This is a genomic window from Paenibacillus sp. Lou8.1 (genome assembly GCF_024213565.1).
GTDB lineage: Bacteria > Bacillota > Bacilli > Paenibacillales > Paenibacillaceae > Paenibacillus > Paenibacillus polymyxa_B.
Genome location: NZ_JANAVN010000012.1, coordinates 89492 through 103643 on the forward strand (window position 1 = coordinate 89492; position 14152 = coordinate 103643).

A 14152-nucleotide genomic window follows, 5' to 3' on the forward strand; every position below is an offset into this window, starting at 1 on the left:
GCCTTATTAAACTACAGTTCGTATAAACAAGGTCATACACGTACATCCACATACGCCTGCTATAACAAGCTGATCCGCAGTACCAGTTACGGCAAGGCTTGTCCGCGCGCACTGACATACAATTCATACCATTCCTCACGGGTCATCAGCTCGCTCTGGCGTTCCGCATCCTGACATGCCTTGATTCGTTCAGGATTGGCGCTGCCAATGACAGGCTGAATCCGTGCCGGATGTTTCATAAGCCAGCCAAGGACGATCGCTTCACGTGTCGTTTCCTTTTCAGAAGCTAGCTTCTGCACCCGTTCTGCCGTCTTAACGACATGCTCAGGCTGCCCTTCCAAAGAACCTCCGCTAAAACGTCCCTGCGCCAGCGGTCCCCAGGCTTGGAGCTGAATATCCTCGGTTTGGCAATATTCCATCAAACCTTCGCCAAAATGTACATTTGTCCCTGCCTGCTGGTTCACATGTACTGTCTGATCTACAAAATGCAGATGCGCCAGGCTCATCTCCAGCTGATTAGCGATCAGCGGCTCCGTTAGGCTCCGTTCCAGAAACCGAATTTGGCTTACATTCATATTGGAAACGCCAAAATGCCGTACTTTGCCAGATGTCTTAAGCTCACTGAACGCCTTCGCTACTTCTTCCGGCTCTACCAGCGGATCAGGGCGATGCAGCAGCAGGATGTCCAAATATTCGGTACCCAGACGCTTCAGGATACCATCCACGGACTCCATAATATGAGCATATGAGAAATCAAAGCGGCCCGGGAGCGTACCATCTGGCAGAAAAATGCCGCATTTGGACTGAATTACGATTTGTTCACGCAAGCCCGGCTGTCCCTTTAAAATCCGGCCGAAAATCTCTTCCGCTTTCCCCATACGATAGATATCCGCATGATCGAACATCGTAATCCCAATAGATTGTGCAGCTTCTACAGCTCTTTCCGCTTCAACGACATGCTCCTGCGTAAACGGTGCATGGCTCCATTCTCCACCAAAAGGCATACAACCGAGCGCCAGCCGACTATCGGAGATTCCACGTTTCTGTAAAGGCATAATCTTCATGCTGCTCCTCCTTCAACCCTCAAAATATTCCCTGCTTCATCCACATATGAATAGTTCGTGGAACCGCTATCACACACCTATTTTACCACTTACTTACGGTCGTGTATCACTTTGGTCCCCATCCACATCTTTTTATCCGAATATCCCCATGCTCAGATAACGTTCTCCGGTATCCGGGGCAATGCAAAGTACCCGTTTGCCTGCTCCCAAACGCCGCGCTTCCTGAATCGCCGTCCATATCGTAGCTCCGCTAGAGGGACCAACCAGAATCCCTTCCTGGGCAGCAATCGCTCGTGTCATTGCAATCGCATCCTCATCGGAAACCTGCACGATTTCGTCATACACTTCCGTATTCAGCACGGTGGGAACAAAGCCTGGACTGGTGCCAACCAGCTTATGTGGACCGGGTTTTCCTCCAGATAGCACTGGCGAACCCTTCGGCTCAACTACAACAATCCGCAGATCCGGCAAATGCTGACGTAGCACTTCACCTGTTCCCGTAATGGTACCGCCCGTTCCCGAAGAAGCGACGAACACATCCAGCTTCCCTTCCGTCTGTTCCAAAATTTCCAGTGCCGTCGTCGTACGGTGGATATCGGGATTTGCCTCATTTTCAAATTGATGCGGGATAAAGCTCCCTTCAATTTCAGCCCCCAGTTCGAGTGCCTTGCGAATCGCTCCTGGCATCCGTTCTTCCGCTGGTGTCAGTACGACCTCAGCCCCGTAGGCTTTCAAAATATTGATCCGTTCCTTCGTCATATTCGAGGGCATCACCAAAATTGCACGGTAACCTCGAGCTGCCGCATTCATCGCAAGACCAATTCCTGTGTTGCCACTCGTCGGCTCAATAATGGTGCCTCCCGGCTTTAGATGTCCTGCCTTTTCAGCCTCGGCAATCAGGTTGCCCGCCGCCCGATCTTTAACACTGCCGCTTGGATTAAAATACTCCAGCTTCACATACACTTCCGCATCCTGCGGCCCTGTGAGCCGTTGGAGTCTTACACAAGGTGTATCTCCTATTAAATCTGTAATACTATGTACCACTTTAGGTGCCATCGTTGTATCCTCCTTAGATCGTTCCTTACAGCGTCATTTACGATCTTAATATCATACTACCAAAATAACATACTTGGCTCCTTCCTACCTGTCGCTTTTGTAAATTACATAAAACTCATCAGCTTAGTATGTAAAATTCTTGCAAAATAGGTCGCCAGATATCGCCTGTAATGATATACTCGCATTACTATTTTTCCAGGAGGATACAAGACACTTATGAGTAATCAACAAAATATGACAGCAAATCGCTTTCCCCCCTCCTTGCTATGGTTGACCCTTGGTGCCTTCGCCATCGGCATGACCGAATTCGTTATTATGGGACTTCTGCCCAATGTAGCCCATGATCTTCATGTTACGATTCCGCAAGCCGGGCAGTTAATCACCAGTTACGCGCTTGGTGTAACCATTGGTGCGCCTGTGCTTACTGTATTAACCCATAAGGTTCCGCAGAAAAAGCTGCTATGCCTACTCATGACCATATTCATTTTAGGCAATCTTTTTTCCGTCATTGCTCCCAATTACGAATTTCTGATTGCGGCCCGTATGGCTACTGCATTATCGCACGGAACCTTTTTGGGAGCCGGTTCCCTGATCGCTGCCCGACTGGTTCGTCCTGACAAGCGCGCGGGTGCCATTTCTATGGTTCTGACCGGTTTGACCGTGGCGAACATTATTGGTGTGCCCTTTGGAACCTTTATCGGACAACAACTCGGCTGGCGTGCTTCCTTTGGAGCTATTGTGGTCATCGGCTTGATTTCTCTCTTTGGTATCATTCGTTACATTCCGGTAATTCACCAGGACAAGCCTTCCAGTCTCAAACAAGAAGTCAAAAGCCTGTTTAATCCAAAAGTGCTGCTGATGCTGCTCACAGGTGCAGTCGGTTGTGGTAGTCTGTTCACTGTCTTTACGTACATTACGCCTTTGCTTACGGACATTAGTGGCTTTGCCGAACATAGCATTACCTGGATTCTCGTCCTGTTTGGCCTAGGGGTAACGATCGGCAATATCGTTGGCGGCAAGCTTGCGGATTGGAGACTACTTCCATCTCTGATCGCAAACTATGCTGTACTGGCTATTATTTTGGCCATTCTGACATTTACGCTTCAAAGCCAGGTATTGGCCGTCATTACCGTCTTTATCTGGGGCATTGCTGCGTTCGGCATCATGCCGGGTATTCAGGTTCGCATCATGAATCTGGCCTATGAGGCTCCTTTGCTTGCTTCTACCTCCAGTCATTCCGCATTGAATCTGGGTAACGCAGGCGGCGCTTTTATCGGGGGAGTCGTTATTAATCAAATGGGGCTAGCCGCTATTCCATGGGTTGCATCGCTAATCACTGTCGGCGGTCTGCTACTCATGATAGTTAGCTACATTGTGGATCGTAAGACGGCTCATACTGAAGCAACAGCGGAGATACAGTCATAGAATCGTTCTGTTTGTTGGACAGTGTACAGCTATCAACCGGAGAACAATAAATGGCGGCATATCTCTAAAAACAGCAAGTTGGACGTAAACGATTGGTTCATTTTTCATAGATTGAGAGATATTGTCCACTCTCTTCTTCTAAATTCCTCATAGTATGCATTGCAATACAAATTTATGAGGAAAAAAGTGTGTATGATGAGCCTTTTTTTTACAAACCACACGAGTAACACGATCTTTGCTGCCTATGCTTATCCTGATTCCGACTGTCATCCCATGAATTATTCTAAAATGGGCTGGTATCGGCTAGAGCCTGGTGATACGAGAGAAATATGGAGCGGGTCTGTAGGGGGAACCACATTCTATTATTATGCTGAAGATCACTCCAGAAATACATGGCGTGGCACGTACCGCACATGGCTTCCGAGAAATACTAGCCATGATTTTCATTGGTGTTGGAACGATAGCAGAGGATCATCCAGACGAGTGGGGATGCGCCGCCTTGCCATTGATTCATCTGTAGACAATTACACTGTTGAGTTTAGCAGAACCAACCAAAGCTTACTGACAACAAAGACAACTCGTAGAGCGTTACCTTCCAAATCGGAGGACTCCGGCATTAACAGAATTCCGAGAAGACCGACTCGATTTAAAAAAGGAACCCCAGTTCCAGTAAAGTCCAAACGATAAGTCAAAGAATTCGCCAATAAAAGGCGCAACCTGGTTGCAAACACTACAAAGCCATTTTGAAAAAACACGATGAACCGTAACCCGCAAGATGGACATTTTTTAAAAAAAGTGACCCCTTTGCGGGTTATTTTTATTTCACTCTGGACATTCAAACGCTTGTTGCAACCATAGTATTTTGCCTCACCGTTCAGCTTAACCAATGATCAAAAAAGTCCCGATAGCCCTGCTTCATCACCTGACTTGAAAACTGTTCCATGGCGTATGCCTGATTTTCTGTAGAAACCCGACGCGGTGAGGCGGCAGCCATATTGACCAGCTCGAACCAGTTTTTCTCATTCCCTGAAAAAGAATGCGTAGAGCTGATATGTCCATAGCAAGGATGCTCTGGCTTCACGACGATTTTCCCCATAGCGAGCGCTTCGGTCAGCGGCATTGCGAATGTATCGAATTTGGAGCAGCTCCAATACACCTTCGCCGTGTTCATCAGTGCAAACACCTCATCTTGCGTCAACGCAAATTGAAGTTTAACATTGTCCGGGATATCGTACTTCTTCATACTTTCCTTGTAGCGTTCACCGCCAAATACCATATAGACATCCTTGTCAGGATTATGCCTCGCATACTCCAGCACCAAATCCGGACGTCGGTTCTCCTCATCTCTACCAATCCACATCACCCGGTTCTCTACCACTTGCGAGGGATCAAAATGCTTTTCCACCAGACGCTCATTGAATCCGATCGGGATGACTGTCACATCGGTTACGCCAAACTTCGAAGCCATCTCCTGCTTGAGAAAGGCAGTCTGTACAATAGCCTTGTCCACGATCTGATAAAAAGGCTTCATCATCTCATAGCCTGTAAGCGCCGGATCAGGAAAACTATGCGGAAAAAGCACGCTGTTTTTAAAAAACATATTCAAATAGGTAAAGCCAGATACCGTATAAATAACGTGCTCAATCTGCTGCTCATGGAGTTGGTCCAGTACGACGTCATAGTTGACCAGGTCGCCCTTTTCGTGCTCATAACCCGGAAGCCAGTCATGGCTGCTCACATGGCGCTCCGGTGATACAAATACGATGTCCACCCCCAATTCCAACCCGATCTGCTTCAGACGCTCTGCAAAAATACGTGGACCCTGTGCTTCAGCAAATTGTATTTTTCTCATGACTAAACCGACTTTTTTCATGGATATATTCCCTACCTTCTTTAGCTAACTAAACACAGTCTATGTCTTAAGCTACTATCTACATTGTTGGGCTTGTCCCCAATCCATCATTGCTGCACATTGGTTCAAACAGGCTAACGTTTCATCCAACTGGGACTCTAATTGCTCTTTTGACCATTTGTCGGCGTTTCTATGCAGGTTCGTTCCAATCCTTTGCAAATCACTTGTGATTAACAACAGCATCCAGAGCGAAAATACCACCGCAAACATGCCATATTCCAGCATAAATGCCGTTCGATCCACTCTTTTCCCTAACAGCTCCAGCTGCTCCATGTATGTGTCCAGCATACGAATACGCAATTCGGACGTCATACGTCGGGGAAACAACGGATGGGACATATCGATCAGGTGATATACATCCCACAGCGGTGTGTTCAGATGAGCATGCTCCCAATCCAGTACCATAAGCCGTTCCCCGCTCAGCGCATAGTTCCCCGGATGAAGATCACCATGAGACAGTACAAGCTGCTGTGAAAAAGATACATGCTCCAGCTGTACATATATACGCCGCATCTGTTGCTTAGATAAACCCAGTGAGCTGCAAAGCTTTAACACATCCGGCTTGCGCGTGTATAGCTCGGAAACCATCTCCTGAATAAGTGGCTTTGGTCCCCGTAACGGCATCCCAGCAAAACGATCCGTCGGCAAAGCATGCCACCATGCAACAAGTCCAACAGCTCGCAATAAAGTTTCGTCTGCGTGTAGATGATGTAACGAACCAAGGTCCTCAAAAACCATCCATTCTCCTCCGCCATCCGCACCTGCATCAGACCAGGCTAGCAATCGAGGATAGATCGGTGATAACGCAGGAAGCACATGCTCATACACCCATCTCTCACGCCCTTCCTGACCATCGTTGGTTAGCGGTTTAAATATATAACTTTCAGAGGATGACACGTAAAAACGTTCCACATGCCGGCCATTCGTACCTGTATATAAAACCTCACGATTCCGCACCAGCGTATCATTTAAGGTACCGTCAACATTCACATATTGATGAAAAGGATTCATAGCCACCCAACTTTTTTGTATAAAATGTAATAGCACGATCATATCACAGTCCTCGTTCCGAACGAAGCCCAGATCATCTTGGGGCAACTCGCTGTACCCAAAAAGGGGCTTGCCCAAGCAGATCACACGACCTGTTGGCAGCCCCTTATCACATCCATACTCCTATCCTTACTCTATTCTATACCGATTAATATTGAGTATTGCCGGACTCGCTCGTATTACCAGACTTAAAGCCTTTGAACAATTGTTTCACATTGTGATAACGAGTGTTCGTAATTTTAGCTTTGCTGTTAGGACCATCCGATCTCAGGATCGAGTCCTTTACATTTGAAATATCCGAGTTATCCAAAGTCATATTCACTCTGAATGTAGAGCCCCCAAGTTGGCGAACCAGCTTTCCGATATCATCGGCTCTAAAGTTTTTAATGTTAATCGTGCCTTCGGCATTAATTTGGAATACTTTATCGTACGCATGGAACGCTCCACCGCCCGTAATGTTTACCGTGCCTGGTTCTTTAAGCGTCAAGGCATCTTCACCTACATCCTCCCACGTTACGTTGGAAATAGTTCCGTTGCCATATACATGCACACCATCCGCAGCAGGGGCAGCGATGGTCACATTTTTCAAAGTTGCATTATTTTCAAGCTTGAAAATAGGCTTTTGAGCCTCTTTCTGGCTTCCGTCTCCTAAGGTATCGGGATCAGCCACTACAGTCTTGCCTTTACCATCGTATACTTCTCCAGCTTTAACAAGTATGGTCTTATGAACGACTTCTGGTGCTGCATGTGCAGAATAATTGCCGACAAATAAAGCGACCAACATTCCTGATAAAGCGATACTGATTCCCTTTTTCAATACTTTAGCTGTGTTTGTTTTCATTTCAATTCATCCCTCTCGTAGATATTTTTTATTGTTCCAATTCTTCGTTGACTAGAACGCGTAGACCGTATCACCACCTTCGTACAATGAACCCATTGACCGATACATGTCTATAAAGCATTATTATACTATTTGCATATGTATACTTGGTTTTTGGTTCAAAGTAACTTCATTCTATAAATTCAGGTGCACACAAATTGTAAATAGAGCGATTACATTTACAATTTGTATAATTCTATTATAATCCTGCTTCCAGTAATTTCAATATATTTTTCGGCAAAATATGTGCTCTTTTTCAATTAAGTACACAATTTTGCCTTTTTTATACTTGTACAAAGTTGTTTTTCAGCAATTTATGCATCACAAGACTTGAATATCTAGTCTCGTTGACTTACTCTAGATCACTATAATGGTATTCACAAGCTCTTTTCCGTCCTATACCTTATTTTTGATGTGATCTATACTATTGAATGACACGTTGGATGAACGTATAATGTATTTAGTGCTTTGAAGCGTTACATCTCAACATTACTGGTGAGAAAAGAGTGGTTATCGTGCAAAACAATAGTGAGATTCCATTAAAAGAACAAAATATTGTGCTCATCGGCTTTATGGGTGTAGGTAAAACAACAATCGGTTCCCATCTAGCGCGCAAGCTGTATCGCGATTTCGTGGATATTGACCAGGAGATTGAACAAGAGTACAACATGCCAACAACCGAGATTTTCAAAACTTATGGAGAGAAACGTTTCCGTGAGATTGAAAAAGAGCATATTTTGAAGCTGTGCAGCAACACACGCCTTAAAATCATTTCCGTTGGCGGTGGTGCATTTTTACAGGAAGAGGTGAAGCAAGCTTGTTTGGCTTCATCGATTGTTTTCTTCTTGGATTTGAATTGGGATTCCTGGAAAGATCGGCTTAAGATGCTGATTGACACCCGCCCCAATCTACAAAACAAGACTTTAGGGGAAATTGAGGATCTTTTCCGTTCCAGACAGGACATTTACGCGGTGAATCACTCCAAGATCGATACGGATCAGTTGGATGCGGAAGAAGTCGCAGACTATATTATTCAAACGCTGAATCTAGGTTGGGAGTTATATGAACCTACTCGCGGATTGAATTAAGAGTTACACCAAAAAGGAGGGCTCCAGCATGCTTACCGCATGGGGCCCTCCTTTTTGGTTCACTACGGATATATTACTGACTGGCGAGTAATGCTATCCATCTTTTAAGAATGGCTATGCAGCACCATCAATATCTCTCTCAGTTCAGTGACAGGAATCTGCCCCGGAGCGGAAGCTTTCTTAGCAGCACCAAAGGTCAGAGCCGAACCAAACAGTTCTCCGGTCAGGCGGCTCACGACACCTTTCCCCGCCATCGACATCGTAATAATCGGCCGATCTGCATGCTCTTCTGCCATGGTACGTGTGGCATCCAGCAAAGTGAGCACATCGGCTGTATTGGTCGGCATCACTGCTATCTTAGGCAGATCGCCTCCCAATTCCTGCGCCTTGCGTAACCGGGACACAATCTCCTCCTTCGACGGCGTCTTATGAAAATCATGATTAGATATAATCACATATACGTTATGCTTATGTGCTGCTTCTACCAGCGTCTTCACATCAGCTTCCTCATTAAAAAGCTCTACATCAATAAGTTCAACTTGTCCCGTTTCGGCTACTGTACGGTTCAATTCTACATAACTCGCCGCACTGATCTCCTTTTCTCCGCCTTCCCGAGCGCTACGGAACGTAAATACGAGCGGAATATTTGCTAAAATAGACCGAATTTCATGTAAGGCAGCTTTCACCTTTTCCAAATCCTCCACATGCTCGAAAAAATCGACTCTCCACTCCACGATATCCAGGTCGAGCGTACGCAAATAAGTGGCCTCTTCCTTCAACTGCTCCAACGTTTCTCCCACCATGGGCACACAAATTTTTGGCGCTCCTTCACCGATCAGAACATCTCTCACCTTTACGATTTTAGCCATCTCTATCTCACTCCCAAATTACAGTTTCAAGTCGAACATGTACAATAATTCATAGTATAACGCATTCTGAATAAGCATGCAGATGATTAGGTCCTGTCGTCATTTATTTGGGTTCAAGTACGATTTTAGGGAACAATTTGCGACTTGCTGGAAAAACTAAACTGTACCGAAAATTAACAAACACCGCCAGTACGATCCCTAGCACATTCACAATAATAGCTAGCATAAAAACACTCGATATCTGATAATGCTTCAAAAGAAAGCCTGTAAACACAGGAATGACCGTGTATGACAGCGAGGTTGCTGTATAAACAAACCCGGTAATCTGTCCTTTTCGTTGACTAAAAAATTCACTCATTACGGTTAACGTCAGCTGGAGTACACCCGATATTGAAAACCCAATGACACTCGCACAAATAATGGCCGCCGCCCCTGACTTGAAAAGAAGAAGCGCTCCAAAAGCCAACAAGGAAATACATGGATAAATAAGAATAATGTGAACAGGTTTAACCCATTTTCTTAATACAATTACCAATACAAACACGGAAATCAGCGAACCGACATTGTAATAAACTAATAATCTGAGAGACTCTGATTCGGTCATACCGATAAACTGTTGTCCAAAAGTAGGCAGCCATAATTGCACAATATAAAGCAAGGTAGGTCCCGTAAATCCGAGCAAGATAAGACATAGCCCCTCCTGCCAAAACCGCGGCTTACTTCGGTCATTTGTCTCCAATTTTCCCGTTTGCTCAGCGCTTGATACAGAAGTATCACCAACTGGCTTCTTGGGTGACTGAACCCGCATGTCTGGGAACTTCATCTTGAACAAGTAAATTGCATTTAAAGCAAATATGAGGGCTGGTAAAAAGAAAGAGAACCCATAGAAAATGTCGTGATTCATAAAAAAGATAATCATTAACGGCAAAAATGCCGCCCCGATGGATATAAAACCTCTTACCAACACTGTAGCCGAACCAGAGGATTGGGGGAAAGCTTCGATCAGCGCTGGATAAGTACCTGAATCAAGAAAAGAATTCGCTACGCCTGCCAGCACAGCCAGTACGATCGCCATCTCAAAGCTAGGACTCAGCGGTATACCGACCAAGAATACAGCCATTAGTAGCCCTGCTACCACAATAAACGGCTTACGACCATAACGGTCGGAGAGCACCCCGGATATGTACAGCGTAAACAGCCTGCCAAATCCCATCGCAGAAACCAAGAGACTGATGCCCGCCTGATCTGTATGCAAATGCTCTGTTAAAAAAGACATGTGGGACGCTAGCATAATATTAAACATGCCGAACAAAAGATAGTTTACATAAAGGCCTGTCGCCACTGGAAAAGAAGAACGTTTCATCATGAATTCACCTGCTTTTGTAAGTAAGTCTTGTAGTATTAAAAATGTGAATCATTTCACATTACCTGTGTCGATGATGAAGTATAGAACACATTTTAAGATTTATCAAGTTTAAATATTGCGGGAGCTCAGCCTAGACGCGCTGATGCGTTTTCAGATAGAACTCCTTGCCGTAACTTAGTGCAAAGTTCCGAAAGTCCACTACTGCCGGGGATAAATATCTATTTTTGATGCTGGCTAGGTAGATAAAACGCTCGTATTCTGGATTTACAATAGGCAATGTTTTGACGTTAAAATAATCTAACGATGAAATTCGAGGCATAACCCCAATTCCGTAATTGACAGACACCAGTCCTGCCATTGCTGTATCCTCTTCAATCTCGCAAATAATCTGTGGCGTAACACCCGCTTTGGCGAACAAATTTTCAATAATGGGCCGGACCCCACTCTTTTTGTTGAAGAAGATCACCGGATAATCGGCTGTATCCTTGAGATCAATTTGGTCTAGAGTCGCCAGTGGATGATCAGGTGAAACAATGACAACCAGTTCCTGCTGAGCCAACGGAATAAACTCCACATCCGGTTCATTTTCCATGTGAGAGCAGAACGCCACATCATAATGTTCCTGCTTTAGCCCCTGGATAATATCGTTCGTATTCCCTTGGTGAAACGAAAAGGAGATATCTTTATGGGCATCCAGAGCTGAAAAGGCTTGAATAATTGCTGGAATGAAATGCGAGCCTAACGTGTAAATGAACGCCAAATCTATATTTCCATGGCTTGGACTCACTAACTCCCGTAAGTGGTGTTCTCCCTTTTCCAATTCATCCATCGCGTGCTCCACATACTTTAGGAAAAATCGTCCGTATTTGTTTAACCGAATATTTCTCCCCTGCTTCTCGAACAGATGAACTCCCAAATCTTTTTCTAATTCTGAAATCGCATGACTTAAACTGGGTTGAGTAATACATAGCCGCACAGCTGCCTGGGTAAAATGCTCCATCTCCGCAAGTACACGAAAATATTGTAAGTGCTTCAGGTTCATAATTATGTACTCTCCTTCTTTAATTCATATTTTAAATTATAGACCCAAACTATGAAAAACGATAAAAATATGCATTGGATTTATAATAACACTCCTTATATAATAATGACATAGAAAGAATGTGAATAATTTCACTTATCTGTAGGCGTAATGTAATACAGCTGGACGATGCCTACCTAGGCCATTGATCTAAAATTTAAGTTGGGAGTTACACTTATGAAAAATCCTTATATCAGAATGGCAGCAGGGCTTTACATCAACTATTTTCTTCTGGGTATGATCAATGTTATTCTATCGTCGAATATGAGCTTCCTGACCGTTCAATTGAACACGGATAAAGCAGCCATCGGCTATCTGGTGTCCGCGATTGGGATCGGTAAGCTGCTCGCTCTCGGGGTAGCCGGAAAAATGTCAGACAAATACGGAAGAAAACCACTCATTGTTATTGCATCATTTGCTTATTTAATCTTCCTGATCGGCATTCCGCTTGCGCCTAACTATACGTTGGCATTCGTGTTTGCTATTATCGCAGGGCTTTGCAACTCTATGATGGATGCAGGAACGTATCCTGCACTAATTGAAGGTTTCGGAAAAAAAGCCGGGTCTGCAACGGTACTGGTCAAAGCATCCATCTCAATCGGTGCCATTGTGATTCCATTCATGATTGCTTTCTTTATTAATCACGACATGTTCTATGGATACTCCTTCTTTATTCCAGCAGGGATTTATCTGCTGAACGGTATCTTCTTGTCTATGACCGCTTTCCCCAACCACAAAGCAGAGGAACAAAAGGCTTCAACTGAGGCTGCCCAATCCACAGATACTTTCCGCAGCGAGCCTAAGTTTTGGCAAGAAGGTTTATCTCTGATTATTATCGGTTTTACTTCTACTGTATTGTTCATGATCGTACAGCTATGGCTTCCTACCTTTGGACAAGAGGCCCTGGGCATGGACAAAGCCAGTGCCATTAAACTGCTGAGCTACTATAGTATAGGTTCATTGGTTTCCGTTATCTTGTTAGCTGTGGTACTTGGTAGATTCATTAAACCGATTACTGTCATGATTGTATATCCGCTTATTGCCCTGCTTTCTTTGCTGGCTTTAATTACATGGCACAATCCTGTCGCTACTTTGATCAGTTCATTCCTGATCGGCTTGTCTACCGCAGGCATATTCCAAATTGCCCTCACGGTTATGACGGAATTTTTCCGCAAGAACAAAGGCACTACGACTTCTTTCGTGAACATAGCAGCCAGTCTTTCGTTCATCCTGATGCCTTTGGCTACCGGGGGCATGTCCAAAAGTTTGGGAATTACCTCGGTATTCATTCTGGATATTGCGATTGCTGTAATCAGTATTTTGCTGGCCGTGTTTGTTGCTTATCGATATAAAAAAGTGTTTCATTAAACCACACAGATTACTTGGAGGCTTATATTATGAAAAATGCTGGACGTATTGACGGAAGAACACAATTAATCGGACTGCTTGCTACACCAATCGGACACTCTTTGTCCCCGGCTATGCATAATCTTGCGTTTGAAAAGCTGGGTCTAAATAACGCGTATATGGCCTTTGAAGTAGGAAATGAACAACTTGAAGAAGTGGTACAGGGAATGCGCGCTCTGAACATACGCGGTTATAACGTGTCCATGCCTAACAAAACAGCTATATTACAGTACCTTGACGAGCTGGACGACAGTGCTAAATTTACAGGTGCCGTCAACACCGTCGTAAACACAGATGGTATACTGAAAGGCTACAGTACAGATGGATCTGGTTATGTTCGCAACTTGCGTGAACACGGCATTGACCTCAAAGGTAAGAAAATGACACTTGTCGGCTCTGGCGGCGCAGCTACACCGATTGCTATTGAAGCGGCTCAAGCAGGTCTGGCTGAAATTTCAATCTTTGCCCGTAACGATCAGTTCTTTGCTCGTGCAGAAGAGAATGTCCGTATTATTAATGAAGATATGAAACACACCCAAGTCAAGGCGAATATCTATCCATTGGAAAATCAAGAACAGCTACGTGAAGAGATCCGCACAAGTCATATTCTCGCTAACGGTACAGGTGTTGGTATGAAACCGCTGGAAGGCAAAAGTGTGATTGAAGATGTGTCCATGCTTCGTTCCGACCTGATCGTAACCGATGTAGTGTACAGCCCAGCTAAATCCAAGCTGATGGAACAAGCCGAATCCGTAGGTGCAACTGCCATTAACGGTCTGGGCATGATGCTGTGGCAGGGCGCATTGGCCTTCGAACTGTGGACAGGCCAAGAGATGCCAGTCGCTTATATTAAAGAACAGCTTTTTGCTGATAAGCTGTAGACATAGAGCTGCTAACAAGTGCACTAAGCAATGAATTCCTTCTATTATATACTCATGCATGTACTCAAAAGAC

14 protein-coding genes and 1 pseudogene are annotated in these 14152 nt (G+C 44.7%); 6 read left to right on the forward strand and 9 right to left on the reverse strand.

The window, feature by feature from the left end; translation table 11 throughout:
• Window positions 1-86: 86 nt before the first annotated feature.
• The gene (locus tag NLX78_RS17710) at window positions 87-1064 is read right to left on the reverse strand and encodes an aldo/keto reductase (RefSeq protein WP_254351142.1); all 978 of its coding nucleotides are present in this window, start codon (window positions 1062-1064) and stop codon (window positions 87-89) included.
• 132 nt (window positions 1065-1196) lie between these two features.
• A complete protein-coding gene (cysK, locus tag NLX78_RS17715; protein WP_028542041.1) occupies window positions 1197-2120 on the reverse strand; it encodes a cysteine synthase A in 924 nt (307 codons plus the stop codon).
• Between the two features lie 216 nt (window positions 2121-2336).
• On the opposite strand from cysK, the gene NLX78_RS17720 reads away from it, so the two are divergent.
• The 3 genes and pseudogenes from NLX78_RS17720 (at window position 2337) to NLX78_RS17725 (ending at window position 4065) form a co-directional block, all read left to right on the forward strand.
• Window positions 2337-3545 (forward strand): MFS transporter, encoded by a 1209-nt coding sequence (locus NLX78_RS17720; RefSeq protein WP_254351143.1) that lies wholly within the window; start codon window positions 2337-2339, stop codon window positions 3543-3545.
• Window positions 3546-3740: 195 nt separating this feature from the next.
• Window positions 3741-3893, forward strand: a pseudogene (locus NLX78_RS26760) (DUF1036 domain-containing protein); the annotation flags it as partial.
• Window positions 3894-3912: 19 nt separating this feature from the next.
• The gene (locus tag NLX78_RS17725) at window positions 3913-4065 is read left to right on the forward strand and encodes a hypothetical protein (RefSeq protein WP_237166202.1); all 153 of its coding nucleotides are present in this window, start codon (window positions 3913-3915) and stop codon (window positions 4063-4065) included.
• A 4-nt stretch (window positions 4066-4069) separates the two neighbouring features.
• On the opposite strand, the gene NLX78_RS17730 is transcribed toward NLX78_RS17725, so the two are convergent.
• The 4 genes from NLX78_RS17730 to NLX78_RS17745 form a co-directional block, all read right to left on the reverse strand.
• Entirely contained in the window at window positions 4070-4432 is a 363-nt protein-coding gene (locus NLX78_RS17730) for a hypothetical protein (RefSeq protein WP_254351144.1), read from the reverse strand.
• Window positions 4420-5418 (reverse strand): glycosyltransferase, encoded by a 999-nt coding sequence (locus tag NLX78_RS17735; protein ID WP_025721310.1) that lies wholly within the window; start codon window positions 5416-5418, stop codon window positions 4420-4422. The genes NLX78_RS17730 and NLX78_RS17735 overlap by 13 nt, the downstream gene beginning before the upstream one ends.
• 54 nt (window positions 5419-5472) lie before the next feature.
• Window positions 5473-6510 carry an aminoglycoside phosphotransferase family protein gene (locus tag NLX78_RS17740; protein WP_254351195.1) on the reverse strand — a complete coding sequence of 346 codons (1038 nt, stop codon included), beginning with the start codon at window positions 6508-6510 and terminating at the stop codon, window positions 5473-5475.
• A 145-nt stretch (window positions 6511-6655) separates the two neighbouring features.
• Window positions 6656-7348 carry a pectate lyase gene (locus NLX78_RS17745; protein WP_061830632.1) on the reverse strand — a complete coding sequence of 231 codons (693 nt, stop codon included), beginning with the start codon at window positions 7346-7348 and terminating at the stop codon, window positions 6656-6658.
• Window positions 7349-7902: 554 nt separating this feature from the next.
• Between NLX78_RS17745 and NLX78_RS17750 the strand changes: the two genes are divergently transcribed.
• Window positions 7903-8475: a shikimate kinase gene (locus tag NLX78_RS17750; RefSeq protein WP_029517614.1), complete on the forward strand. Its 573-nt coding sequence runs from the start codon at window positions 7903-7905 to the stop codon at window positions 8473-8475.
• A 104-nt stretch (window positions 8476-8579) separates the two neighbouring features.
• Here NLX78_RS17750 and aroD read toward each other — a convergent pair whose 3' ends face one another.
• The 3 genes from aroD to NLX78_RS17765 all read right to left on the reverse strand — a co-directional run bounded on the left by aroD (window position 8580) and on the right by NLX78_RS17765 (window position 11752).
• Entirely contained in the window at window positions 8580-9344 is a 765-nt protein-coding gene (gene aroD / locus NLX78_RS17755; protein WP_254351145.1) for a type I 3-dehydroquinate dehydratase, read from the reverse strand.
• 103 nt (window positions 9345-9447) lie between these two features.
• Complete coding sequence (locus NLX78_RS17760) at window positions 9448-10710, reverse strand: MFS transporter (protein WP_254351146.1); 1263 nt, start codon at window positions 10708-10710, stop codon at window positions 9448-9450.
• Between the two features lie 130 nt (window positions 10711-10840).
• Window positions 10841-11752 carry a LysR family transcriptional regulator gene (locus NLX78_RS17765; protein WP_254351147.1) on the reverse strand — a complete coding sequence of 304 codons (912 nt, stop codon included), beginning with the start codon at window positions 11750-11752 and terminating at the stop codon, window positions 10841-10843.
• A 216-nt stretch (window positions 11753-11968) separates the two neighbouring features.
• Between NLX78_RS17765 and NLX78_RS17770 the strand changes: the two genes are divergently transcribed.
• Complete coding sequence (locus NLX78_RS17770) at window positions 11969-13159, forward strand: MFS transporter (protein WP_254351148.1); 1191 nt, start codon at window positions 11969-11971, stop codon at window positions 13157-13159.
• Window positions 13160-13188: 29 nt separating this feature from the next.
• Complete coding sequence (locus NLX78_RS17775; RefSeq protein ID WP_254351149.1) at window positions 13189-14079, forward strand: shikimate dehydrogenase; 891 nt, start codon at window positions 13189-13191, stop codon at window positions 14077-14079.
• The last annotated feature ends 73 nt before the right edge of the window (window positions 14080-14152 follow it).